The organism is Rhizobium sp. LCM 4573, from assembly GCF_001854865.1.
Lineage (GTDB): Bacteria > Pseudomonadota > Alphaproteobacteria > Rhizobiales > Rhizobiaceae > Neorhizobium.
Map to the genome: position 1 here is coordinate 142,924 of NZ_MDDW01000007.1, position 25,237 is coordinate 168,160.

The window sequence follows — 25,237 nt, forward strand, 5'->3', positions numbered from 1 at the left end:
AATGTGATGCCGAGAAAGGCAAGTTTCAATGGTGGCTATCTCACTTTGTCTTGATCTCCGCAAGCGAGCGTGAGAGCAGCTCATCGGATAGCGGAATGACGCTGGCGTTTTCGGTATAGACGAGCACGCAGTCGAAGATGCGGCCGGGATAAAGCGGCTTCAATATCTCGCGATAGATGGCAAGCTGCGCCCGGTACGCCAGCGGAACATCCTGCGGCTCCCTAGGCGRCACGCGGTTCGTCTTGTAGTCGAGAATGGTGATCTTTGCGTCCGTGACCGCCAGCCGGTCGATCCGGCCGGAGATCGCATGATGTTTTCCCTCCAGCGTCAGCGTCCCCATGACCGAGACTTCCGCTCGGCCATGGGCGGAGAAGACAGTTTCGAGCAGGGGATGCGAAAGCACCGCGAGCACACGGTAGACGAGCCCTTCGYGTTCCTCGGGAGGCCAGAACCGGGCAGCGCGTTCGGCATAGCGCCGCGCGGCAGCTTCCCGTTCGGCTTCGGGGAAATCCGGCAGCGTCTGCAACATGCGATGGACGAGACGGCCTTTCTGCAGGGCGATGCCGGGCGGGTGCTTTTCGCCGAAGAGCGGAGAAGTGACGACGAGATCGTCCGCTTCGTCTTCCACCATCGTGCCGGCGCCGGACGGGCTGAGCGGCCGCGGCAGGACTTTCTGCGGGGGCAGCGGTTGCCGAAGAGCTTCGGGCAGAGGCAGTTTTTCCGAACGCGCTCCGCCCTTTGCCTCTCCCTGTGCGATACGGCCGGGAACGGCCGGCAAGCGCCAGCGCAGACCCTCCCATTCGCCGTCCGGTCCGGTGAAGATTGCAGGGGAGCAATGGCTTTCATGGGCGGCCAGCGCTGAAGCGATCATCGAATGCCAGGTATCGGGATTTTCGCGGGCGCCGCGATAGCCGCAGACGATCAGCCGGTCGGCGGCCCGCGTCATGCCGACATAGAGCAGCCGGCGATATTCTTCTTCCGTCGCCACCCTGATCCGGTCGTCATCCGCCGCGGTGAAGGGATTGGCGAGCATCTTTCCCGGAACCCAGGCCGGCACTTCCCCACCATCGATCCTGAGCAGGCGAAACTTCGGCACATGCGAGGAGATGAAGGCCTTGGAACCGCCATCGACTAGAAATACCACCGGGGCCTCCAGGCCCTTGGAGGCGTGAACGGTCATGATCCGCACCTCGTTGCGGCCGCTGTCCTGCTCGCGCTTGATTTCCGGGGATTCGATTTCGAGCGTGGCCACGAAACTTTGCAGGCCGGGCAGGCCCTTGGTCTCATGGTCGAGCGCAAAGGTCAGGAATTCGTCGAGGATGTCGCCGGCCTCGGTCCCGAGCCGGCCAAGGAATTTCCGGCGCCCGCCGAGAGGGCCGAGAATCCGGGCAAAGAGATCATGCGGGCTGAGCTGCCGCGACAGTTCGAAAAGATGGGCGAGCCGGTCCGCGGCGTCCCGGAAGCGCAGCGGCTGTTCCTCGGAAAGGGCGCGGAGCTGGTTCCAGGCGCTCGAATTTTCCGGCCGAAGTGCTGCGACTTCGAAGACGTCTTCTTCCGAAAGGTTGAAGAGCGGGCTCTTCAAAAGGGCGGCGAGCGAAAGGTCGTCCTGTGGCAGCACGAGGAAGCGCCCGAGCGCCAGAAGATCCTGCACGGCGATGTGGCTGGTCAGCCGCAGTCGGTCGGCTCCGGCGACAGGGATATTGTCGCGGCGCTTAAGTGCCCGGGTAAGCGCATTGACGAAGGCGTCGCGCTTGCGCACCAGCACGAGGATGTCACCCGGCTCGATCGGCCGTTCGGCACCCTTTTCGATGATGGTTTCCTTGCCGATCATTTCGCCGATCACATGGGCGATGCGTGCGGCCAGGATCGCGGAAGGCGCCTTGTCGGGCGTCGCGTCGAAGGGAGCGGTCCAGTCCTCGTCCGCTTCGGAAACCTCCGGAGCCACCATGTTCCAAAGATCGACGGCGCCGGGATGGCCGATGCGGTTGGAGCGGTGCTGTACCGGTTCTCCGACGGCGCTCAGGCCTCTGGCGTTCTCGGCAAGCGAGAACACCTGGTCGACGGCCGTGAGCACGTCTGCCGTGGACCGGAAGGAAAGCGGCAGTCGCACTGGATTGAAGCTTTGGCCGCTGGCGCGCACTCGCTTTTCGGTCTCGCTGCGCTCCTCCGCGAAACGCTCCGGCCGCGCACCCTGGAAGGAATAGATCGACTGCTTCTCGTCGCCGACCGCGAAAATGGTGCGGCGCGCCTCGCGGGAACTGCTGCCCGAATAAAAATCCTCCGCGAGCGATTTGATGACGGTCCACTGCACCGGGCTCGTATCCTGAGCCTCGTCGACGAGGATATGGTCGATGCCCTGATCGAGCTTGTAATGCACCCAGGCGCCGACGCCTTCGCGGGTCAGCAGCTCGGCGGTTCGGGCGATCAGGTCCTCGAAATCGAGCAGACTGCGCTGCTTCTTGAGATCCTCGTAATCGCCGTTCAGCCGCTCGGCCAGAACCAGCGCCGCCCTTGTGGCGGAAAACATCCGCAGCAGGCGAAGCCGCTCGCGAGAGAGGGCAACATGCGTGCGGGCGGCGGCTACCGCTTCGGCAAGATCGGGCGCGGCGTTCGTGATCGCCTTGGCGATCAGCGTGGAATCCGCCTTCGGCTTGCCCTCCCTGGTCAGGAATATCTGTTCCAGATATTGCGCCCGCTTGAAGGCATCCGCCTCCCTCGCGACCGTCCGCAAGCCGTAAGCGACCTCGGTGACCCTCTGTCCGCCATTCTGGTCGGCAAGCACGAGATAGAGGTCGAGCGTGGTTCCGAAGAGGCCGGGGAGCGGCCAGTAGCCGGCTGCGATCGTCTCCTCCGTCTCGCCGGGCGCAAGTCCGAAGGCGCGCCGGAGCTCGGTCTCCACGCCGCCATGCCGCTCCGCATGGACAATGAACTTCTGGATGGCGCTCCGGTTGGCGATGATATCGCCGAGCAGGGTTTCGAGTCCGAACTCGTCGCCGAGATCGAGCACATGCGCGAAGGCCTCCGCCAGGTCCGGGTCGTCTTCCGCCGAAGTGGCTGTCAGCAGCGACCGCCGGGCCTCGGCCAGCAGGGCGGATGCCGCTCGGTCGTCCAGGACCGAAAAGTGGCCCGCGACATTGGCCTCCAGCGGAAACTGGTGCAGCAACGCTTCGCAGAAGGCATGAATAGTCTGGATCTTTAGTCCGCCCGGCGTTTCCAGCGCCTTGGCGAACAGGCGGCGCGCTTCCGCGAGTTTCAATGAATCCGGCTCATGACCCTCGATGGCCGCGATCCTTCGGTGCAGCTCTTCATCGGAAAGAACAGCCCATTCGGCAAGCCTCTGGARTACGCGGTTCGACATTTCCGAGGCCGCGGCCTTCGTGTAGGTGAGGCAGAGGATGGAGGAAGGACGGCAGCCGGACAGCAGAAGCCGGATGACCCGCTGTGTCAGCACATGCGTCTTGCCGGAACCCGCATTGGCCGAAACCCAGGCGGAACTCACCGGATCGGAAGCGAGCGATTGCTGCACCGTCGTCCAGTCGATCCATTTGCCGGGATCGTCGTCTTCCGGATGCAGGTTATTCATCCGCTTCGGTCTCCTCATCGTCGGCGGTGGACCATTCCGCCACGCGGGCCAGGTGATCGTATTCGCCGCCGAAATCGCTTTGCTTCACCGGAACAAGGCGGGAGGCGAAACCCTTCTCTCCGCTTCGAAGCGTGGTGACGAAGCGGGTGAGCTGATCGACGGATTCCTGGGCGAGTTCCATTGCGGATTTAGGATTGGTCTTGGCTCCTTCGTTATTCACCTTGTCGAGCTTGAAGCGATCCCCTGGCTTGAGCCGGACGTAAAGCAGGTCGTCGGGCCGCTGGACGCCGAGCTCCCGGAAGCCGCCGGCCATCAGGGCGGCAGCCTCAAGCGCGAGCTGAGGATCGAGAAGCGAGCGGGCTTGAGGAGCCGAGGGGCTGGAACCGGTCTTGTAGTCGACGATATCGGCAAGCCCGGAACCCTTGATGTCGATCCGGTCCGCGATGCCGGTGAGCCGTATGCCGGCCGCCTCGATCTCGAAGCCGGCCGCGACTTCCGTGTAGGTCCTGCGGATATCCGGCGCGCGTGCCACCTCCCAGCGGAGAAATTCCTCCGCGACGGCTGCAAAGCGCGGCCGCCAGACACGGTCGATGTGCGGGGCAAGCTGCTCCGCGTCGAAGAGTTTCGCGATGATCCTCGCCATCGCCTCCCGTGAGGCGGGCGAGCCGGGCACGTGGCCCTCCCGCGTATAGCGGTCGATGATCGCGTGGTAGAGCGTGCCGCGCTCGGACGCGCCGGGATCGCGGTTGAAGGGATCGAGAGGATCGAGCTTCAGGATGCGCTTGGCATAGATGGAATAGGGATCCCGCCTGAGCCGGCCCACTTCGCTGAAGGAATACTTCTTCGGCTGCAGTTCTGCGGGCGGTCGTGGCGCCGGGCGCCTCGCCGGCGGCTGGTTCTCGCCGGCATCGATCGCCGTTGCCCATTCGCGGTAAAGGTCGCCGCGTGCCTTAAGCGTGCTGGCGAATTCCTCACCGCCGAGCGCGAGAAGCCTTTGCAGCCAGCGGGAGGCGACCGTCGGGGTCGAGCCCTGCCTGRGCGAGCGGGAATAGATGAGATGCCTCGTGCCGCTCGCCATCGCAAAGTCATGGGCGAGCTGGCCGATCCGCCGTTCCGGCGGCTCGAGACCCATTTCCGTCTTCATGGTGCGGGAGAGGAAGGGATTGTTGACGGTCTGGCCGGGCCAGGAACCTTCGTTCAAACCGCCGAGGATCATGGTATCGACGCTTTGCAGCCGTGCTTCCAGCGTGCCGAAGATGAAAACGCGCGGATGGGCGAGCGAACGAGGCTTGACCGCCTCGCCCGTCGTCAGCGCCATGACGATATCGATCCATTGCGGGCCGTCGGCCTCCATCTGACCCTCGGTCTCGATGACTTCGGAAAGAAGAGAGGAGAGCCTTTCTCCCGCTTCTCCCGACCAGAGAGAGGAGAGGTCGCCGCGTTCGTCCACCGCAAGCGCCTCCAGCACGCGTCCGGTTCTTTCCGCCCAATCGGCAAGCGCCAGCCTGTTGGTGAGGCCAAGCCCATCCGGCCGGCGCCGGGCAAATGCCGAGGCAAGCGGCTCGACGGCGGCAGAGAGACGTTTTGCGAGATCTCGCGCCCTGTCCGCCGATCCTTCCGGCAGCGACAGCCGCCAGCGCGGGGTGCGGCCATCCTCGGCCTGACGCGCCAATTGTTCTTCCAGGACCGGTTCCAGCGCCGAGATGTCGAGTTCTCCGGTGCCGCCGCGCAGGCCCAGAAGCTCCAGCGCTTCGGCAGCTTCCCGAACGAGGCGGGCATCGAGGCCGAGCCGGAGCAGCGGGTGCTTGAGGAGGGCGGCGATTGCCACCGGATCTCCCGGTCTGAGCGCCGCCTCCAGCACGAGCTGGGTCAGCGTGCCCTGTGGTGTTCCGGAAAGCGGCGTACCGGCCGAATCGTCGGCGACGATGCCGAAGCGGGAAAGCTCGGCGGTGACGCGGCGGGCAAGCGCCCGGTCCGGGGTGATAAGAGCGGCCTGGGAGACGTCGCCGTTCCTGCCCGGCTGTTCGAGCGCCAACCTCAGCGCGATCGCGATTGCGACCGCCTCCTCGCGTTCGTTTGCCGCCTCGATCAGCGAAACATCCGCAAAAGCGCTTTCCAGCAGGCCGGGATCGGCCTCGTTCCGCCACTCATTCCACCGATCGGTCGCTTTTGCCGGCGCCATTGCCCGTGAAAGTGCGGCGGCCCGAAAATCAAGCGTGGCGTAAATCTCACCCAGCGTTTCGACCTCGCCGCGCTCCACCTGCATCTTCTTGAGCAGGCGCGAAAGCCCGAATTGCGGATGGCTGCGGCCCGCGGGGTCGGCGCTTCCGTCGCGCCGTTCCTCACCAATCATCGACCATTCCTCGTCGGACATGGCAAGATCAAGGCCCGGCAGGACCACCGCGCCGTTCGGCAGCGCGGCGATCGCGGAAATCAGCTCGGCTGCCGCTGGCACCGAGCCGGTGGAGCCGGCGACGATCATCGGGCCCTCGTGGCCGCGCTCCAGGATGCGTCTGGTCTCGCCCTTCAAGAGCGCCGCGCGATGCCTTGCGGGGGAGGAGCGGCGCAGCTCCTCCAGCCGCATCGGCCAGAAGGCGCTGGCGATCGACAGGAATTCCGCCGTCAATTGCCACCAGAGGGCGTGTTCGTCCGTGTCGAGTTTTTTGAGGTCCGACCAGTCACGCTCCTCGGTCTCGACGGAATCGATGAGCTCGGCAAGGGCACGGGCAAGCCAGATGGCGTCGGCCGGGCTTGCCGGAGCGATCAGTGGAGATTGCTGATGCACGTCGATGACCGCTTTGGGAAGCTGGTTCCGCCAGGCGAGAATCAGTCGGCCAAGCTCGAGAAGCCGCGCCGTCCCGCCGATCGGCAGCGCGAGATCCATTTCCTCCGGTGCGACGAGATCGAAGAAACCGCTGTCGTCATCCGTTTCGCCGAGCGGCCGGATGACCGGCAAAATGGCGGAGCGGCCGCCGAGAAGATCGACGAATTCGGAGCGTAGCACGCGGGCCGCGCGGCGGGTCGGCACGAAGATGGTAATGCCCGCCAGCGAAAGCGGATCACCCGGATCGTAGCGGAAACCATCCGTGAGGCGCCCGGCAAGAAGCGCGGCGGCCACTGTCTTGAGAAAGGGCGCAGCCGGCGGGATGGTCAAAACCCGCCTCTGTCGGGCCGCGCCCAAGGTTTAAACCTCCACCGGCTGCCGGGCGATCACCTTCTCCGCCTCGGGAAGCGCCTCGGGGGTGCCGACGGTGATCCAGTGCCCCTCCATCATGAGGCCATGGAGCCGGCCGCTCGCGATCGCGCGATCGAAATAGATGTTGAGATTGAAGGCATCCTCCGGCGCGTCATCGAAAAGCGAGGAATGCATCACGATTGCGCCGGCATAGACGACCGGATTGTCGCCGCCTTCTCGGTAACGAGAAAGCCGACCGTCCGGATCGAGCTGGAAATCCTTCTTGCCGTTATGGCCGGTGGTGCGCTCGAGCGGTACGCACAGAAGCGCCATGTCCATGGTTGCGGGGTTGAAGAATTCCGCAAGCCGCTGCAGATTGGTCTTCCTGCCCGGTATTTCGCCGATCCAGAAGAGATCGGCATTCATGACGTAGAGCAAGCCCGGCTTCAGGAGCCGCAGACCCTTCGCAAGCCCGCCGCCGGAATTCATGAGGTGCTCGCGCTCGTCGGAGACCAGGATTTCCATGCGGGGATAAGCTTGGAGATGCGCTTCCACGCGGTCGGCAAAATGATGCACGTTGACCGCGGCACGGGTGACGCCGGCATCGGCCAGCGTGTCCAGCGCATAGTCGATCATCGGCCTGCCGGCGACGGGCACCAGCGGCTTCGGCATCGTGTCGGTGATCGGGCGCAAACGGGTGCCGAGCCCCGCGGCGAGCACCATGGCCTGTCTGATGGTCATCTGAAGCCCATTTATGATTCGGGTAGCTCTATTCCAGCCTTCCGGCACCAATCACGCAAGGGGGCGAGTGCCTCATGGCGGAGTGCGGCCGCAAGATAACGAAGCGTGCGCGGCATATGCTTCATATAGCCGGGCTTGCCGTCACGCTCCTTCAGCCTTACCCACAGACCGGCGAGCTTGCAATTGCGCTGTGCCGCCATGATCGAAAAGGCCTTCAGGAAGGCTGGCTCGTCGAAGGAACCCAGCGAACGGCGAAGGGTGACGTAATCCACCATCATCTGGTCGGCGAGCGCTGCCGGGATGTCCACCCGCGCATCCTGAACGATCGAGGCGAGATCATAGGCCGTCGGGCCGATCATCGCATCCTGGAAGTCGATGATGCCGATCTGGCGCACGCCGGATTCGTGCGGGCGCCAGATGATGTTCGGGGAGTGGAAATCGCGAAGCAGAAGGTTTCTTTCCGAACCTTCCAGTTCGCGGATCAGCCCGTCCCAGATGGCAAGATAATCCCGACGCTCCTCTTCGCTCGGCTCTGCGCCGCGCTTCCACGGCAGATGCCAGTCGAGGAGAAGCCGGGCCTCCATCTTCATCGCGGTCGGATCGAAATCCGGGATGTGGTGAACGTGGCTTTCTGTGACGGGGATATCCTGCCTCGCCTGATGGCTGTGCAGGAAGGCGAGCGCCGCCACGCTCTCGCGATAGCGGTCGGCAATCGGCCTGCCCGCTTCGTCGAGAACGCCCTGGCGGCCGAGGTCCTCGATCACGAGGATGCCGTGTTCATAGTCGGCATTGAAAACCTGTGGCGCCGCAAGTCCGATTTCCCGCAGATAGCCGGCGATCGCCACGAAGGGATGGATGCTTTCGGCGATATGCGCGACCTTGGGATAGGGCTTTCCGTCGAGCACGGGCGGACCTTCCGGCTGGCCGGGCCAATCCATCAGGATGAGGTCTCGGCCGTCGGCCGTCCTCAGCGTCTCGTAGGCGCGTACGACGGAAGCGTCACCGGTCAGGAAGCGGCGGCGGGCGCCCGCATAACCCCAGCCGGAGAGCGTGTCGCGGATCGCCAGCACGCGGCGGATGCGCTTCATCCGCTCTTCCGGTGCGGTAATGGTGGCGACGCGGCCGGAGCCGCGGTGTTCCAGTTTCAGCGTGATGCGGCTGTCGGGGAGCAGGTCTTCGGCGATCTCCGGCCACTCGACGAGGCAAATGCCGTTCGAAAGCGCTTCGTCGAAGCCCAATTCATCGAGTTCGGACGCATCGCCGAGGCGATAGAGGTCGAAATGCGCGACTGGAATGCGCAGGTCGTAACTCTGGACCAGCGTGAATGTCGGGCTCGGCACTTCGAGATCGTCATCATCGGCAAGGGCACGCAGCAGCGCCCTGGCGAGAGTCGATTTGCCGGCGCCGAGATCGCCGGAAAGCGCGAGACAATCCCCGACCTTCAGGACAAGGGCAAGATCCTCGCCGAACCGCATGGTTTCGGCCTCGCCGGCAAGTTCCAGGGTGATGACGCTCTGGCCGTTCATTCGGCGGCGACGGAATGGAAGGTGGTGCCGCTCGGTATCCGGCAGGTCACGGTGGTACCCTGGCCGGGGCGGCTGTCAATCGAGACTTCGCCCTTGTGCAGGGTGACGAAGCTCTCGACGATGGAAAGACCGAGGCCCGCACCGCTGCGCTTGCCGCCCCTCGCGCTGGAGGAGAAGCGGTCGAAGACCGTCTTCAGCATATCCTGCGGAATGCCCGGCCCTCTGTCGGCGACGGAGAAGTAAACGTCTCCGCTCTCCCTCCAGCAGGTGAGCGCGATCTCGGAGCCCTCGGGCGCGAAATTGGCTGCATTGGTCAGAAGTTTGAGGAGAATCTGCTTCAGCCGCTGCTGGTCGGCGACGATGGTGCCGAGACCGGCCGGCGCGGTGATTGCCAGCGTCACGCTGTTTTCCTGCAGACGGTCGGCGATCTGCATGGCTACGTCGTCCAGCAGGTCGTCTATGCTCGCTTCCGAGTAATGGAGCTGCATGATGCCGGCGTCGAGGGTTGCGAGATCCAGGATGTCGTTCACGATCGTCAGCAGCACGGAGGACGAGGTCGAGATATGGTCGACATATTCGGCCTGCCGCTCGTTGAGCGGACCGAGGCCGGGCGTCTTCAAGAGATCGGTGAAGCCGATGATGTTGGTGAGCGGCGAACGCAGCTCGTAGGAAACGTGCTGGACGAAGTCGTTCTTGATCTCGTCCGCCCTACGGAGCGCCTCGTTCTTTTCCTTGAGCGCCCGTTCTGCCCGCGCGCTCGCCGTCATATCGACGAAAGTGAACATGGTCTGGGCGTTCGGCAGCGGTGTGACCGCATAATCGAGGATCAGGCCGGAATAGAGCTCCAGCGTTCCTTGCAGCGAGGGGCGCTCGTCGTCGAAATTGGTCAGCATTTGGGCGAACCGGCGCCAGCCGTCCGGCTTGTCGTAGGAGCCAGCGCAGGCTGCATCGATGTCACGGATATGCGTGCCGGGCTTGGCTTCTTCCGCTGTGATGCCCCATAGCGCCCGGAAGGCGGGATTGGAAAGCCGGATGCGTCCATCCGGACCGAATACGGCGACCGCTTCGGCAAGATGGTCGATCGTCTCGCCCTGGACCTTCACGAGCGTGTTATAGCGGGTCTCCAGATCGACCTGCTCGGTCAGGTTCTCGAATACCCATGTGGCGCCGCCCTGCGGATGTGCGGTGGCTATCACGCGCAGCGTCTGACCGTTCGGCAGATGCCACAGATTGGTTTGCGTTTCGGTGGACTGGTAGACGGAAAGCGCGGATTCCTTCCAGCTCCGCCAGCTCAACTGCTCCGGCAGCTTGCCGTCGCTGCGCAGCTTGTCGAGGAGCTCGCTGTTGTCCGGGCGGGATTCCAGAAAAGGCAGGCCCAGGCCCCAGAGCTGCGCGAAGGCCTGGTTGTAGAACTGCAGCCGCCTGTCGCGATCGAAGATGGCAACGGGGGTTGCCAGATGATCGAGCGTTTCGGCATGGCTGCGCAGCGTCCGTTTCAGCTCTTCCCGTACGGCTTCCGCCTCGGAGACGTCGATCGCCATGCCGGCAGACCCGGTGGGCGCTACCACGTCGACGACCTCGACAACGCTGCGGTTGCCGTGCACGACCGTTGAAAGCCGCTCGTGGAAGGGAGATGTGGCGGTGGCAGTCGCGCGGATCTTCTCGCGCGTGATTGTGCCGAGCAGTTCCCGTGTCTCTTCGACCGCCTGGGCCGGACTGCCGGCTTCGACTGCCTCTCCGTAGGCCTGGTTTACCCAGGTGAGCCTGCCCTCGACATCGCGGCGCCAGACCGGCTGCTCGATCGCGTCGAGYAGCGACTGGAAAAGCGCGATGGAACCGGTGAGCCTTTCCCGCTCGATCTTCAGCTCGGCGAGTTCGGCGCGCAGATTGTTGAGCGCGATGAACCGCACGAAGGCCTTGCTTCCGGAAACCCGGCCCTGCACTTCGAGAATTTCGTCTCGCTGGGTTTCGACCACCATATCGAAGCTGCGGGCGCCGCTGCGAAGCTGGTCGATCGCCTTTTCGAGCTCGCCCGCCGAGGTGGCGCGCAGCCAGCGCCCGAAGGCGAGAAAATCCGAATCCTGCGCGGGCGCGCCGGTTTCGGCCGGAAGCTGGCCCAGGAATTCCGGACGGGAGCCGGGCCCGTCCCACACCACAATGCGCCGGTTCTTGTCGGCGATCAGCGCCTCGTATTTCGAGATTCGCTGCTGCGCATCCGAAAGGGCGCTGCGCATCTCCTGGCTTTCGGCTTCCATGTTGCCGCGCTGACGGACCAGCCAGACGGCCGAGAGAAGAACGGCGCCGAGGGCGCCGAGCGCCACGGAGGAGATGATGACTTCCATGGAGGAGAAAGGCCGCGAGCCCGTCGCGCTCGCTTCCTGAGCCGCYGCGGCTCCTGCGAGCACCGACAGCGACGCGCCGCCGAGCAGCACGCTGAAGAAGCGCGCCAGCTTGCCCAGTTTCCTGCTGACCAGATCGCCGCGGAAAAATCCGCGGCGGTGCCACACGCCCGGCGTTCTCGCGCCGACGTCATGGCGATCGGCCTGCCTGGACAGGCACTCTTCCTTTACCGACATACCCGGTCTGTCTCCGTCTAGTTGCCGCTCATCGACAAGACATACCATTCCGCACCTTGCCTCGAGCCGGTGCGAATCAATCGTTAAAACAATACCTTCTTGGGGAATCGCCGGGAAGGGACAGCCTCAAAAAAGAAGCCGCGGCATTTGTCAAGGGCCGCGGCTACCATATCTTGTGGATTGGGTGGGTAGGTATCAGTACCTGTAGTGTTCCGGCTTGAACGGCCCCTTGGGCGAGACGCCGATATAAGCGGCCTGTTCCTCGGAGAGTTCCGTCAGCTTCACGCCGAGCTTGGCGAGATGCAGCCGGGCGACCTTTTCATCCAGGTGCTTCGGCAGGATATAGACCTCGTTCTTGTACTCGCCCTGCTTGGTGAAGAGCTCGATCTGCGCCAGCGTCTGGTTGGTGAACGAGGCCGACATGACGAAGGAGGGGTGACCGGTGGCGTTGCCGAGGTTGAGCAGCCGGCCTTCCGAAAGCAGGATGATACGGTTGCCCTTCGGGAACTCGATCATGTCGACCTGYGGCTTGACGTTGGTCCACTTGAGGTTCCGGAGAGCGGCGACCTGAATCTCGTTGTCGAAGTGGCCGATATTGCCGACAATCGCCATGTCCTTCATGGCGCGCATGTGGTCGATGCGGATGACGTCCCTGTTGCCGGTGGTGGTGATGAAGATGTCGGCGGTAGAGACGACRTCCTCGAGCAGCACGACCTCGAAACCATCCATGGCGGCCTGCAGCGCGCAGATCGGATCGGCTTCCGTGATCTTGACGCGTGCGCCGGCGCCGGCGAGCGAGGCGGCCGAACCCTTGCCAACATCGCCATAACCGCAGACGACCGCGACCTTGCCGGCCATCATCACGTCCGTGCCACGGCGGATGCCGTCGACCAGCGATTCCTTGCAGCCGTACTTGTTGTCGAACTTCGACTTGGTGACCGAGTCGTTGACGTTGATCGCCGGGAAGGGCAGCAGGCCCTTCTTGGAAAGCTCATAGAGGCGGTGAACGCCCGTGGTGGTTTCTTCCGTCACGCCCTTGATGGCGTCGCGCTGCCTGGTGAACCAGCCCGGCGATGCCTGAAGGCGCTTCTTGATCTGCGCGAAGAGAATTTCCTCCTCTTCAGAGCCCGGATTGGAAAGCACGTCCTCGCCCGCTTCGGCGCGGGCGCCGAGCAGGATGTACATGGTGGCGTCGCCGCCGTCGTCGAGGATCATGTTGGAGAGGCCGCCATCGGCCCACTGGAAGATCTTGTCGGTGTACTGCCAGTATTCCTCGAGCGACTCGCCCTTGACGGCGAAGACCGGGATGCCGGCGGCGGCGATCGCCGCTGCGGCATGATCCTGGGTGGAGAAGATGTTGCAGGAGGCCCAGCGAACCTCGGCGCCGAGCGCAATCAGCGTCTCGATCAGCACGCCGGTCTGGATCGTCATGTGCAGCGAGCCGGAAATGCGGGCGCCCTTCAGCGGCTTCTGTTCACCGAATTCGGCGCGGCAGGACATCAGGCCTGGCATTTCCGTTTCGGCGATATCGAGTTCCTTGCGGCCGAAAGCGGCAAGACCGATATCGGCGACGATGTAATCCTTGTCAGTGCTCATGAAGCTCTCCAGCTCAGATTGGCCACGCGCCGGCGGAAGTCGCGGCACGCGACAGGACTTCGCCCGCCTCGGGGAGGGCGGGTGCTGGCATCGGGATGTATCAGGCTTCGCCGTTGGTGGCAACGGGACATAAAGAAGTCTTTATATCTTTATGTCCCAAGAGGGCGTCTATTCGGGAAAGATCAGGCTTCTTCGCCGAACTTGTCGGCGACCAGGCGCTCGAGCGCGTCGAGAGCTTCTTCGGCCTGGCGGCCGCTGGCGCTGACCTCTACGCTGCAGCCGGGGCTGGCAGCCAGCATCATCAGGCCCATAATGGAGGTTCCGCCGACGGTTGTGCCGTCCTTCGAGACGGTTATCTCGGCGTCGAAGCTCTCGACCATCTGTACGAATTTCGCCGAAGCGCGCGCATGCAGCCCGCGTTTGTTGACGATCAGGAGTTCGCGGGAAAGGGGCGGCATGGAGGTGGCTATTCTCATTTCCCGCTGAGCACGCGGCTGGCGACGTTGATGTATTTGCGGCCCGCATCGGAGGCCTCGACCAGCGCTCTTTCCATGTTGTTGTCGCTTCGCACGCCGGCGAGCTTGATCAGCATGGGAAGGTTGACGCCGGCGATCACTTCCGTCTTGCCGCTGTCCATGACGGAAATGGAAAGATTGGACGGGGTTCCGCCGAACATGTCGGTGAGGATGATCACGCCGTGGCCGTCATCGGCGCGGACGACCGCATCCACGATATCCTGACGCCGCTGGTCCATGTCGTCTTCAGGGCCGATCGATACGGTCTCGATAAACTTCTGTGGACCCACGACATGCTCCACCGCATGACGAAACTCCTCAGCCAGCTTGCCATGTGTGACAAGCACAAGTCCGATCATGAAAACTGCCCCCTGCTATAGAACTCGCGGCCCATATCGCATCGCAACAAGGCCGTCCAGCGGTGGGAAGGCATCTTCGCCAAGTAGAAATGAAGTGCAAGTCAAAAATCTGCGGGTGGAAGGCTCAAAAAGGTATTTCCAGGCCGAAACGGGGAGCAAAGGCAGCCAGAACGGCAAGTGGATCCGGTGCCTTCCGCCAGATTCGCAGGAGCGGCAGCGTGCCGGCACCGGGGATGGAAAAAACCTCGTTTTCCGGCGGCAGCCGCTCTGCTTCCGGCAGGGAAACGAGCGAAACGGCAAGATGAAGGGGAGCCGAGGATAGGCTTTCGATGCGCGTGATGCCGCTGCCGCGGATCTCGATGAGACCGGCGATCGGGGCGGGACAGGAGGCGATCAGCCGGTCGCCGTCACGCGAGACGATAACGCGATCATCGGCCACCAGCGCGGAAAAAAGACCCTGCCTGCGGGCGGCAGCCATGCAGGTAAGGGCGGTGAGGGATTTGCCGCTGCCGGAGGGGCCGGTGAAGATGATCCCGGCAGTGCCAATCACGATGGCGGTCGCATGGATGTTGACCGGCGTGGGCGTCATGAGGGCTCGCCGGCTGGCAGGGACAGGATGAAGCGGGCGCCGACCGTTGCCCCCGTCTTGGGATCCTGAATGTTCTCGGCCCTCAGCGTGCCGCCATGTGCCTCTGCGATCTGCCGGCTGATGGAGAGGCCGAGGCCGGAATTCTGTCCGAAGCTTTCGCCTTCCGGCCGGTCGGTATAGAAGCGCTCGAAGATGCGGTCGATATCCTCGGCCTGGATGCCGGGGCCGTTGTCCTCCACCGTGACGGTCACCTTGCCCTTGCTGTGAGAGAGGCGGATCGCGATCCGGCCACCCTTTTCCGGCACGAAGGAACGGGCGTTCTCGATGAGATTGGTCGTGATCTGACCCAGTCTCAAATCATGGCCGTTGACGATGAAGGCGGATTTGTTGCCGGCCTTGCTGTCGATTGACAGGTCGATCTCGACCGGTTTCCGGTCGGTGCGGATCTGCCGCGAAATGTCCACCAGATTGCCGAGCAGGCTTTCCATGTCGACTGGCGTGGAATCGGAGCGGGCGAGCTCCGCATCGAGGCGGGAGGCATCGGAAATATCGCTGATGAGGCGGTCGAGACGGCGCACGTCGTGGAAGATGATCTCGGTCAGCCGCTGCTTGGATTCCTCGGTCTTGGCGAGCGGCAGCGTCTCGACCGCGCTCCGGAGCGAGGTCAGCGGGTTCTTGAGCTCATGGCTGACATCGGCGGCGAAGCTCTCGATCGCGTCGATCCGGTCGTAGAGCGCCGTCGTCATTTCGCGAAGTGCGATGGAAAGGTTGCCGATCTCGTCCTGCCGATAGGCGAAATCGGGAATTTCCTCGCGCTGCTTGGCGCCGCGGCGAACGCGGATGGCRGCGGCCGAAAGACGGCGCAGYGGATTGGCGATCGTCGACGAAAGCAGAAGCGAAAGCAGGATGTTGACGAGGGTGGCGACCCCGAAGACGCGCATGATGGCAAGGCGTTCCGCATGCACGATTTTATCGATATCACCTGCCTGGGTCGAGAGCAGGAGAACGCCGAGGACTGCCCGGAACCGCTGAACGGGAACGGCGACCGAGACGATCAGCTCGCCGCGGTCGGTGACGCGGACGACCGCGCCGCGTACCCCGGTCAGTGCGTTCATCACTTCCGGATAGATCGATCCGTCGCCGCCCGGCGCCTCCTTGTAGGAGGGAAGGTTGCCGGGCTGCAGCAGCCTGTTGAACAGGCTCGCGAACCAGTCGCTCCAGCTCGTCGATTCGTTTTCCACCGGCGGCAGGTCAAAGCGGAGCACCTGGCCGCGTGAATAGAGATGCCGGGAATCGAGCAGGAGATTGGCATCCGCATCGAAGAGGCGCGCGCGGGTCCTGGTCGGCGAGATCAGCCGGCGCAGCACCGGGGCAACGCGCTCCGGATCGATCGGGAAGTCGAGATCCTCGTCGTTCGGCACCGGGGTGATGCTCTGGCCGGCCTGAAGCTCGAGCAGCTTTTCGGGATCGATGGTGATCGAATTGGTGTCGACCGAAGCGGATGCCGAGATCGCGCCGGCGATGATTTCCCCTTGGGTCAACAGGCTCTCGACCCGTGCGTCGATCAGGCCCTCGCGGAACTGGTTGAGGTAGAGGATGCCGCCCACCAGGACGACCGTGGCGGCGATGTTGAAGAACAGGATGCGGCGGGTAAGGCTCGAGAACACCGCATGGCCGAAAACCCGGCGGATCAGCGTGAAGGGATGCGACCAGAGCCGCCGCGGCGCGCGGCGCGTCTCGGTTTCGGTCGTTCCCACCATGTCTCTGTCGAGCAGCTGATCTGCCACCTGCAGTCCTTCCGCCGTGCCCCTGGGGCGGTTCAAGGCCGAATGGAATGATCCGGTCGGATGATCGGCCCGCCCGCAGAGCTGGCCGATCGGACCGTTCCATCCGGTCGAGGGAACGCTCTAAGCCGATCCAGGCGCGGCCTCAAGTTAAGCTTTCGCAAGGTGCCTGATCTCAGGCGGCCTCGCGGAAGCGGTAACCCACGCCATAGAGCGTCTCGATCATGTCGAAGTCGCTATCGACCATCTTGAACTTCTTGCGCAGCCGCTTGATGTGGCTGTCGATGGTGCGGTCGTCGACATAGACCTGCTCATCATAGGCAGCATCCATCAGGGCGTCACGGCTTTTCACCACGCCGGGGCGCTGGGCAAGCGAATGCAGGATGAGGAATTCGGTGACCGTGAGCGTTACCGGCTCGCCTTTCCAGGTGCATGTATGGCGCTCCTGGTCCATGAGAAGCTGGCCACGCTCGAGCGTGCGCGATTGCTGCTGCTGGTCGGCCGCCGGCTTCGCGCCGGAACCCACGAGGGCTTCGCGATTGCTGGCGCGCCTCAGGATCGCCTTCACCCGTTCGACCAGCAGGCGCTGGGAGAAGGGCTTGGTGATGAAGTCGTCGGCGCCCATCTTCAGCCCGAACAGCTCGTCGATCTCCTCGTCCTTGGAGGTGAGGAAGATCACCGGCAGGTCGGACTTCTGGCGAAGYCGCCTCAGAAGCTCCATGCCGTCCATGCGCGGCATCTTGATGTCGAATATCGCCAATTGCGGTGGACGGGCGATCAGGCCATCGAGCGCGGAAGCGCCGTCCGTGTAAGTTTCGACCTTGTAACCTTCCGCCTCGAGCGCGATCGACACCGAGGTTAGAATGTTGCGGTCGTCGTCAACGAGCGCGATTGTCTGCATGCTCTCCGTCTCCGTCACCATTATTGCGCGTCTCCTGAATCACCCCCCGCCGGTGGCAACCCGCCGATGCGCCTTTTGAGTATAAAGGTGGAACAAATTGTGGCAAAGATAAAGGGGAGGCTTACGGTCGCAGGCTTTTCAGGCTGTCCAACAAGTTTTCAGTGGCAAAACCAAAATATCGCTTAAACCGATTTAAATGGAAATAAAATTTTTTAAATCGATTAATTATTTGATATCATTGCATTATTTTGAATGGGCTCTTGCCCTTTCTTTAAACTCTCACTACTTTCCCCGTTATCCAACGGCAAAATAAAGGAAGGCGCGTATGGAGGAGTTAGGACTTCACAACCCGTCAAACGGTCTGGCGGCAATCGGTCTCGGCGGCGCATCCCGCGTCAATTACAATTTTTCCGAGGTCGAACTCTATGAAGAGGCCCTGCGCCGCGGCGAAGCCGAACTCACCATCGACGGAGCGCTGCGAGCCGTGACCGGCCAGCACACCGGCCGCTCGCCGAAGGACAAGTTCGTCGTCCGCGATTCCGGCACGGAAAACCAGATCTGGTGGGATAACAACAAGCCGATCTCGCCGGAGCATTTCGAAGTGCTGCGTCAGGACATGCTGGCGCATGCGGCAGGCAAGACGCTGTTCGTCCAGGACCTGATCGGCGGCGCCGATGCCGAATATGCCCTGCCGACCCGCGTCGTCACGGAATATGCCTGGCACGCGCTCTTCATACGCAATCTGCTGATCCGGCCGAAGCGGGAGACCCTGTCGGGCTTCCAGCAGAAGCTGACGATCATCAACCTGCCCAGTTTCCGGGCCGATCCCGCCCGTCACGGCTGCCGTTCGGAGACCKTGATCGCCTGCGACCTGGCGAACGGCCTCGTGCTGATCGGCGGTACTTCCTATGCCGGCGAGAATAAGAAATCCGTCTTCACGGTGCTGAACTATCTTCTGCCGGCCAAGGGCGTCATGCCGATGCATTGCTCAGCCAATGTCGGTCCTGCAGGCGATGYCGCCGTCTTCTTCGGTCTTTCCGGCACCGRCAAGACGACGCTTTCGGCCGATCCCGCCCGCACGCTGATCGGCGACGACGAGCACGRCTGGGGCGAAAACGGCATCTTCAACTTCGAAGGCGGCTGCTATGCCAAGGCCATCAAGCTTTCCGCGGAAGCCGAGCCGGAGATCTATGCGGCAACCCGCCGTTTCGGCACTGTGCTGGAAAACGTGGTGCTCGACGAGAACCGTGTTCCGGACTTCAACGACAATTCGCTGACGGAGAACACCCGCAGCGCCTATCCGCTGCATTTCATTCCGAATGCTTCGGAAACGGGCCTGGCGCCGCATCCGAAAACGATCATCATGCTGACGGCGGATGCCTTCGGCGTGATGCCGCCGATCGCCCGGCTGACGCCGGAACAGGCCATGTATCACTTCCTCTCCGGTTACACCGCCAAGGTGGCGGGCACGGAAAAGGGCGTGACCGAGCCCGAAGCCACCTTCTCGACCTGCTTCGGTGCGCCCTTCATGCCACGTCATCCGGCCGAATACGGCAACCTGTTGCGCGATCTCATCGATCGGCATGGCGTCGATTGCTGGCTGGTGAACACCGGCTGGACTGGCGGCGCCTACGGCACCGGCCACCGCATGCCGATCAAGGCGACCCGCACGCTTCTGACGGCGGCGCTCGACGGCAGCCTCAAGAATGCGGAATTCCGTACCGATCCGAATTTCGGCTTTGCCGTTCCGGTTTCGGTTGAAGGTGTGGATGTCTCCATTCTCGACCCGCGTTCGACCTGGTCGGATGGCCCGGCCTATGACGAGCAGGCCGCAAAGCTCGTCTCCATGTTCATCAAGAACTTCGAGAAATTCGAGGATCATGTGGACAGCAAGGTGAGGGACGCGGCTCCGGGGGTGCTCGCGGCTGCCCAATAAGCGGATAGCTTATAAGCGACTGGATTCACGTGGAACATTCGCCGCCGGTCTTCATTGGACCGGCGGTTTTCTTTTGCCGCCATTTATGGAAAGGATGCGCCCTGGAGGCAGAATGATGGCCAGCAATCCTCTCGAAATCAACAGCCGCATCACCATCGCCGGATGGGAGCTCACCGAGCAGTTCGTGCTTGCCGGCGGGCCGGGCGGCCAGAACGTCAACAAGGTCTCGACTGCCGTTCAGCTCTTCTTCGACATCGCCAATTCTCCTTCGCTGCCGGACCGGGTGAAGCAGAACGCCATCAGGCTCGCCGGAAAACGGGTGTCGAAAGAGGGTGTTCTGATGATAGAGGCGAGCCGGTCCCGCAGCCAGGAGCGCAATCGCGAGGATGCGCGCGAGCGGCTGAAGGAGCTGATCCTCGAAGCGGCAAAGCCTCCTCCGCCGCCGCGCAAGGCAACCAAGCCGACGAAGGGTTCGGTGGAACGGCGGCTCAAGGAAAAGTCCGGCCGTTCCGAGATCAAGAAAATGCGTGGCCGGCCGGTGAGGGACTGAAAGGAAAGCGAGCCATGGCAAGCCTTGCTAACGGCATACGCCATCTGCCCGGATATCTCGACCGCGCCGCGCAGGAACATCTGGTGGAACTCGTCCGGGGCGTGGTGGCCGGGGCTCCGCTTTACGTCCCGGAAATGCCCGGCACCGGCAAGCCCATGTCCGTCAGGATGACCAATTGCGGCGCGCTCGGCTGGGTGACGGACAAGGAGCGTGGATATCGCTACCAGCCGGCCCATCCGGTTACCGGCAATCCCTGGCCGCCGATCCCCGGCGAACTGCTGGACTTGTGGGAGGAGTTGTCAGGCTATTCGAAGCCGCCAGAGGCCTGCCTCGTCAATTTCTACTCCGACGATGCCAAAATGGGGCTGCACCAGGACAAGGATGAAACCGATCTGGAAGCGCCGGTGGTTTCGGTCTCGCTCGGCAATGCCTGCCTCTTCCGGGTCGGCGGGCTTTCCCGGAAAGACTCGACCGGTTCCTTCCGGCTTTCGAGCGGTGATATCGTGATCCTCGGCGGCGAAGGGCGGCTCGCCTTCCATGGCGTCGACCGCATCTATCCGGGCACTTCCACGCTCTTGAAGAACGGCGGGCGCATCAATCTTACCTTGCGGCGCGTGAACCGCTGAAAACAGCTGGCTATCGTTTGGCTACAGCTTGCGCAGCGCAACGGTCTCGATCAGGTGGTTCTTGCCCTTGCGCAGGATGAGATCGGCGCGCGGCCTCGTGGGCAGAATGTTCTGGCGCAGGTTCTTCAGGTTGATGTTTTCCCAAAGTCCCTCGGCCACCGCGCGCGCGGCATCCTCGTCGATCGTCGCATAGCGGTTGAAATAGGAGCTGGGATCGCGGAAGGCGGTCTCGCGAAGCTTCATGAAGCGGGCGACGTACCAGTTATGGATCAGTGCTTCGTCGGCGTCGATATAGATCGAGAAATCGAAGAAATCGGAGACGATGGGCACGATCTTGCCGTCCGCGGGAAGCGCGCGGGCCTGCAGCACGTTGATGCCCTCGAAGATCAGAATGTCCGGCCGGTCGACCAGATTGAATTCGTTCGGCAGCACGTCATAGGTGAGGTGCGAATAGCGCGGCGCCTTCACGTTCGGCTCGCCGGCCTTGATCGCGGAAAGGAAGCGCAGGACGGAGCCGATATCGTAGCTTTCCGGGAAACCCTTCCTGTCCATCAGGTTCTCGCGCTGGAGAACCGCGTTGGGATAGAGGAAGCCGTCGGTGGTGATGAGATCGACCTTGGGGCTGGRGGGCCAGCGGGCCAGCAGCTCCTTCAGGATACGCRCCGTGGTGGATTTGCCGACCGCGACCGATCCGGCAATACCGATGATGAAGGGGGTCTTGGCGACATCCGAGAGGCTCAAGAACCGGTTCCGCTGCCGGAAGAGCAGTTGCGATGCCTCCACATGCGAGGAAAGCAGGCGCGACAGCGAAAGGTAGATGCGGCGGACCTCGTCGAGATCGATCGGATCGTCCAGCGAGCGAAGCCTGGCGACTTCGTCGGCCTTCAGCGTCAGCGGGGTGTCTGCCCTGAACTTCGCCCATTCCTCCGAGGTGAAATGGTGATAGGGCGAATAGGTAGCGGACGGCGGAGAATCTGGCGTTTCGGCGGTCTTCGTCGCGGTGGTCATGATGTCTGCCGGTTTGCCTTTTCCTGAAGCCCGGACTGCCCGGTCCTTCGTTCCAGCTCGTCGAGGACATCCTGCAACGGGATGCCGGCGATGCGCAAGACGACTAAAAGATGATAGAGGAGGTCGGCGCTTTCGGCCGTCAGCTCCTCACGCCCCTGGGCGACTGCGGCGATGACCGTCTCCACCGCCTCTTCGCCGAGCTTCTTGGCGGCCTTCGGCTGGCCCGCCGCAACGAGCTTCGCCGTCCAGGATTCCTGCGGCGAGGCTTTCGCGCGCTCGCCGACGATCCTTTCGAGATCCTCGAGGGAAAATCCGCTCATGACCGGGCCTTTCTCAATCGAGCCGCATCGGGATGCCGTTTTGGGCCATATAGTGCTTGGCCTCGCTGACGGAATAGGTGCCGAAGTGGAAGATCGAGGCGGCGAGCACCGCCGTGGCATGGCCTTGCTTCACCCCGGCCACGAGATCGTCCAGCGAGCCGACGCCGCCCGACGCAATGACCGGCGCGCGAACGCTGTCGGCGATCGCGCGCGTCAGCTCGAGATCGTAGCCTATCTTCGTGCCGTCCCGGTCCATGGAGGTCACCAGCAATTCGCCGGCGCCGCGTTCGACCATTCTCTCTGCGAATTCCACGGCATCGATGCCGGTCGCGTTGCGGCCGCCATGGGTATAGATCTCCCATTCGCTGCGATTGTCGCCGCCGACCGATTGGGTCAGCCGGCGCTTCGCGTCGATCGAGACGACGATGCACTGGTTACCGAACTTGTCGGCTGCTTCAGCGACGAAATCCGGATTGTTGACGGCTGCGGAATTGATCGAAACCTTGTCGGCCCCGGCAAGCAGCAGCTTGCGGATATCCGCGATGGAGCGCACGCCGCCACCGACGGTGAGTGGCATGAAGCAGTGATCGGCCGTGCGCGCCACGACGTCGAAGATCGTCTCGCGATTGTCGGAGGAGGCGGTGATGTCGAGGAAGCAGAGTTCGTCGGCACCTGCGGCATCATAGGCCTTGGCCGCCTCCACCGGATCGCCGGCATCGATGAGGTCGACAAAGTTGACGCCCTTCACCACGCGGCCGTCCTTGACGTCGAGGCAGGGGATTACGYGAGCCTTCAGGGTCATGCGGCACGTCCTTGTGAGGAGCGGATAAGGGAGAGCGCTTCGGCCGGGTCGATGYGGCCATCATAGAGCGCGYGGCCGGAAATCGYGCCTTCGAGCTTGGYTGCGTCCGGCTCCAGCATGCGGCGGATGTCGTCGAGCGAGGCGAGGCCGCCCGACGCGATCACCGGAATGGAGACGGCGTTCGCGAGTTCCAGCGTGGAAGCCCAGTTGATGCCGGCGAGAATACCGTCCCGGTCGATATCGGTGTAGATGATCGCGGCGACGCCGGCCCCCTCGAATTTCCTGGCAAGCTCGATGACGCCGAGTTCGGAGGCTTCCGCCCAGCCTTCGACCGCGACCTTGCCGCCCTTGGCGTCGATGCCGACGGCGACCTGGCCGGGGAAACGCCTGCATGCCTCGATGACCAGCGCCGGATCGCGTACAGCCACGGTGCCGAGGATAACGCGGGCAAGTCCGCGGGAAAGCCAGGCCTCGATATGATCGAGCGTGCGGATGCCGCCACCGAGCTGTACGGGGTTCTTGGTGGCCTTGAGGATCRCATCGACGGCCGCGCCGTTGACGCTCTCACCCGCGAAGGCACCGTTGAGGTCCACAACGTGCAGCCACTCGAAACCCTGGTCCTCGAAAGCTTTCGCCTGAGCTGCGGGATCCGGGTTATAGACGGTCGCGTGCTCCATGTCGCCGAGCTTCAGGCGAACGCACTGGCCATCCTTGAGGTCGATAGCGGGAAAAAGGATCATGTTTCTTCCTTCTGCTGCGCGAGCCTCAAGGCTTCCAGCGCAGGAAATTGGCAATCAGGGCGAGGCCGAGCGCCTGGCTCTTCTCCGGATGGAATTGCGAGCCGGCGATATTGTCACGCGCCACGAAGGCGGTGACCGTCCCGCCATAGTCGGCGGTCGCGATCACGTCATGCCTGTTCTTGGCGGCAAGGTGGTAGGAATGCACAAAATAGGCGTGCAGGCCGTCCGGCCCGGTCGGGATGCCCTCGAAGAGCGGGTGCTCGTGGTGAAGATCCAGCGTGTTCCAACCGATCTGCGGGATCTTCAGGTCCGGATCGTTCGGCGTCATCTCCACGACGTCACCCTCGATCCAGCCGAAACCCTCGGTGACGGTCTTTTCGAGGCCGCGGGAAGACATGAGTTGCATGCCGACGCAGATACCGAGGAAGGGGCGCCCCTTATGCTCCACCACATCGAGGATCGCTTCCCGCATGCCGGGAACGGCATCGAGCCCCGCGCGGCAATCGRCATAGGCGCCGACACCCGGCAGTACGATACGGTCGGCGGTCGCAACGGCGTCCGCCTTGTCGGTGAGGTCGATCCTGGCTTCGATGCCGGCTTCCTCAGCGGCGCGTTCGAAAGCCTTGGTGGCCGAGCGCAGATTGCCCGATCCGTAATCGATGATCGCGACGCGCATCAGCGTCCTCCTTCATGGTCGAAGAGCCCGAGGGCCGGACGCCAACCGGTGGGCGCCGCGGTGGGGGCTTGCACCGCCCATTCAGCCGAGGGCGGCAGCGGTTTCTCCTCCGCTCGCGCCAGCGTGGTGAAATAGATGTCTTCGGCGCCGGCTCGGCTGTCGGCCGAGATCACCGCGTCGAGGCTCCAGCCGCGGCGGATCAGCTGTTCCGAATAATAATGCCTTCCTTCGAATGCGACCAGCAGGTTGATTGCCAGACCGGCGAGCCAGCCGGCGGTCTCAAGGCCGGGAAGCTGCGTCAGCCATCCCGTGCCCAGTTGGAGGAGGAAAACCGCAGCGGYGGCAAGCCAGAGGCCCTTGGYGAGAAGCCAGATCCACGGGAAGAGAAGCGCCAGCCAGGAGAATCGGTCGGGAAGCACGAGGGTCGAGCGATGGTCCCTCTCCGGGCCTCCGGGTGGGGTGAGAACGAGATAGCTTGTCAATACGACCTCCTTCTACCGGTCAGACCAGCGTTCCCTTCGTGGAGGGTACGCGGTTTGCCTGGCGCGGATCGATTTCTGTGGCGGTACGCAGCGTGCGCGCCACGGCCTTGAAGCAGGTTTCCGCGATATGATGGTTGTTGGCGCCGTAATGGTTCAGCACATGCAGGGTGATCCCGGCATTCTGTGCGAAGGCCTGGAAGAATTCGCGCACCAGTTCCGTATCGAAAGTGCCGATTTTCGGCGCGCTGAAGGYGACGTTCCAGACGAGGAAGGGCCGGCCGGAAAGATCGACGGCCGCCTTCGTCATCGTCTCGTCCATGGCAAGGTCGATCGAGGCATAGCGGGTGATGCCGCGCCGGTCGCCGAGCGCCTTGGAGATCGCCTGGCCGAGCGCAATGCCGGTATCCTCCACCGTGTGGTGATCGTCGATGTGCAGGTCGCCCTTCACGCCGATCTCCATGTCGATCAGCGAATGGCGGGAAAGCTGGTCCAGCATATGGTCGAAAAAGCCGACGCCCGTGGAAATCTTCGAGGCTCCGGTGCCGTCGAGATTGACGGAGACGGAGACGGAAGTTTCGTTGGTCTTGCGGGAAACGGCGCCCACGCGTCCGGTTGCGGTCTCGCCCATTGGTCACTCCATGCGATCGATCTGCGCTCCTTATCAGGCGGAATGGGAAATATCCAGCGAAAGCACCCTTGGATCAGCCTCGCTTGCTGCAGCGCAGGGAGGCGCAGCCATGGCCAAGATTTGC

General features: G+C 63.2%; 21 protein-coding genes. 3 read left to right on the forward strand and 18 right to left on the reverse strand.

Going from position 1 to position 25,237, the window contains the following annotated elements; translation table 11 throughout:
- Nucleotides 1-40: 40 nt before the first annotated feature.
- The 11 genes from addA to LCM4573_RS14110 form a co-directional block, all read right to left on the reverse strand.
- On the reverse strand, nucleotides 41-3,583 hold the full coding sequence (addA, locus tag LCM4573_RS14060) for a double-strand break repair helicase AddA (protein ID WP_071006939.1): 3,543 nt from the start codon (nucleotides 3,581-3,583) through the stop codon (nucleotides 41-43).
- Entirely contained in the window at nucleotides 3,576-6,764 is a 3,189-nt protein-coding gene (gene addB, locus LCM4573_RS14065) for a double-strand break repair protein AddB (RefSeq protein ID WP_071006940.1), read from the reverse strand. Before addB ends, addA begins: the two co-directional genes overlap by 8 nt.
- 3 nt (nucleotides 6,765-6,767) lie before the next feature.
- Nucleotides 6,768-7,499, reverse strand: a complete 732-nt coding sequence (locus LCM4573_RS14070; protein WP_071006942.1) for a nucleotidyltransferase family protein — start codon at nucleotides 7,497-7,499, stop codon at nucleotides 6,768-6,770.
- Nucleotides 7,500-7,510: 11 nt separating this feature from the next.
- Nucleotides 7,511-9,025 carry a tRNA (adenosine(37)-N6)-threonylcarbamoyltransferase complex ATPase subunit type 1 TsaE gene (gene tsaE / locus LCM4573_RS14075; protein ID WP_071006944.1) on the reverse strand — a complete coding sequence of 505 codons (1,515 nt, stop codon included), beginning with the start codon at nucleotides 9,023-9,025 and terminating at the stop codon, nucleotides 7,511-7,513.
- A complete protein-coding gene (locus LCM4573_RS14080; RefSeq protein WP_071006946.1) occupies nucleotides 9,022-11,601 on the reverse strand; it encodes a PAS domain-containing sensor histidine kinase in 2,580 nt (859 codons plus the stop codon). The genes tsaE and LCM4573_RS14080 overlap by 4 nt, the downstream gene beginning before the upstream one ends.
- 195 nt (nucleotides 11,602-11,796) lie before the next feature.
- A complete protein-coding gene (gene ahcY, locus LCM4573_RS14085; RefSeq protein WP_071006948.1) occupies nucleotides 11,797-13,197 on the reverse strand; it encodes an adenosylhomocysteinase in 1,401 nt (466 codons plus the stop codon).
- Nucleotides 13,198-13,379: 182 nt separating this feature from the next.
- The gene (locus LCM4573_RS14090; RefSeq protein WP_046796682.1) at nucleotides 13,380-13,655 is read right to left on the reverse strand and encodes an HPr family phosphocarrier protein; all 276 of its coding nucleotides are present in this window, start codon (nucleotides 13,653-13,655) and stop codon (nucleotides 13,380-13,382) included.
- A gap of 14 nt (nucleotides 13,656-13,669) precedes the next feature.
- Complete coding sequence (locus tag LCM4573_RS14095) at nucleotides 13,670-14,071, reverse strand: PTS sugar transporter subunit IIA (protein WP_071006950.1); 402 nt, start codon at nucleotides 14,069-14,071, stop codon at nucleotides 13,670-13,672.
- Between the two features lie 124 nt (nucleotides 14,072-14,195).
- A complete protein-coding gene (locus tag LCM4573_RS14100; RefSeq protein WP_071006952.1) occupies nucleotides 14,196-14,660 on the reverse strand; it encodes an HPr kinase/phosphorylase in 465 nt (154 codons plus the stop codon).
- Nucleotides 14,657-16,420 carry a sensor histidine kinase gene (locus LCM4573_RS14105; RefSeq protein ID WP_116285498.1) on the reverse strand — a complete coding sequence of 588 codons (1,764 nt, stop codon included), beginning with the start codon at nucleotides 16,418-16,420 and terminating at the stop codon, nucleotides 14,657-14,659. The genes LCM4573_RS14100 and LCM4573_RS14105 overlap by 4 nt, the downstream gene beginning before the upstream one ends.
- Before the next feature lie 199 nt (nucleotides 16,421-16,619).
- Complete coding sequence (locus tag LCM4573_RS14110) at nucleotides 16,620-17,345, reverse strand: response regulator transcription factor (protein WP_116285500.1); 726 nt, start codon at nucleotides 17,343-17,345, stop codon at nucleotides 16,620-16,622.
- A gap of 325 nt (nucleotides 17,346-17,670) precedes the next feature.
- On the opposite strand from LCM4573_RS14110, the gene LCM4573_RS14115 reads away from it, so the two are divergent.
- The 3 genes from LCM4573_RS14115 to LCM4573_RS14125 all read left to right on the forward strand — a co-directional run bounded on the left by LCM4573_RS14115 (nucleotide 17,671) and on the right by LCM4573_RS14125 (nucleotide 20,457).
- On the forward strand, nucleotides 17,671-19,281 hold the full coding sequence (locus tag LCM4573_RS14115) for a phosphoenolpyruvate carboxykinase (protein ID WP_071006957.1): 1,611 nt from the start codon (nucleotides 17,671-17,673) through the stop codon (nucleotides 19,279-19,281).
- Between the two features lie 115 nt (nucleotides 19,282-19,396).
- Entirely contained in the window at nucleotides 19,397-19,831 is a 435-nt protein-coding gene (gene arfB, locus LCM4573_RS14120; RefSeq protein WP_071007018.1) for an alternative ribosome rescue aminoacyl-tRNA hydrolase ArfB, read from the forward strand.
- 14 nt (nucleotides 19,832-19,845) lie between these two features.
- Entirely contained in the window at nucleotides 19,846-20,457 is a 612-nt protein-coding gene (locus LCM4573_RS14125; protein ID WP_071006959.1) for an alpha-ketoglutarate-dependent dioxygenase AlkB, read from the forward strand.
- 21 nt (nucleotides 20,458-20,478) lie between these two features.
- Here the strand turns inward: LCM4573_RS14125 and coaA are convergent, their stop codons facing one another.
- Genes coaA through hisB form a run of 7 tightly spaced genes read right to left on the reverse strand, consistent with a single transcriptional unit; the run spans nucleotide 20,479 to nucleotide 25,113 of the window.
- On the reverse strand, nucleotides 20,479-21,465 hold the full coding sequence (coaA, locus tag LCM4573_RS14130; protein ID WP_071006961.1) for a type I pantothenate kinase: 987 nt from the start codon (nucleotides 21,463-21,465) through the stop codon (nucleotides 20,479-20,481).
- Entirely contained in the window at nucleotides 21,462-21,785 is a 324-nt protein-coding gene (locus LCM4573_RS14135; protein WP_071006962.1) for a phosphoribosyl-ATP diphosphatase, read from the reverse strand. The genes coaA and LCM4573_RS14135 overlap by 4 nt, the downstream gene beginning before the upstream one ends.
- A 13-nt stretch (nucleotides 21,786-21,798) precedes the next feature.
- Nucleotides 21,799-22,587, reverse strand: coding sequence for an imidazole glycerol phosphate synthase subunit HisF (gene hisF / locus LCM4573_RS14140; protein ID WP_071006964.1), 789 nt, complete (start codon nucleotides 22,585-22,587; stop codon nucleotides 21,799-21,801).
- Nucleotides 22,584-23,327 carry a 1-(5-phosphoribosyl)-5-[(5-phosphoribosylamino)methylideneamino]imidazole-4-carboxamide isomerase gene (gene hisA / locus LCM4573_RS14145; RefSeq protein ID WP_071006965.1) on the reverse strand — a complete coding sequence of 248 codons (744 nt, stop codon included), beginning with the start codon at nucleotides 23,325-23,327 and terminating at the stop codon, nucleotides 22,584-22,586. The genes hisF and hisA overlap by 4 nt, the downstream gene beginning before the upstream one ends.
- A gap of 25 nt (nucleotides 23,328-23,352) precedes the next feature.
- Entirely contained in the window at nucleotides 23,353-24,003 is a 651-nt protein-coding gene (gene hisH / locus LCM4573_RS14150) for an imidazole glycerol phosphate synthase subunit HisH (RefSeq protein ID WP_071006966.1), read from the reverse strand.
- Nucleotides 24,003-24,485: a DUF2628 domain-containing protein gene (locus tag LCM4573_RS14155; protein WP_071006968.1), complete on the reverse strand. Its 483-nt coding sequence runs from the start codon at nucleotides 24,483-24,485 to the stop codon at nucleotides 24,003-24,005. Before LCM4573_RS14155 ends, hisH begins: the two co-directional genes overlap by 1 nt.
- 19 nt (nucleotides 24,486-24,504) lie before the next feature.
- On the reverse strand, nucleotides 24,505-25,113 hold the full coding sequence (gene hisB, locus LCM4573_RS14160) for an imidazoleglycerol-phosphate dehydratase HisB (RefSeq protein WP_071006970.1): 609 nt from the start codon (nucleotides 25,111-25,113) through the stop codon (nucleotides 24,505-24,507).
- Nucleotides 25,114-25,237 lie beyond the last annotated feature (124 nt).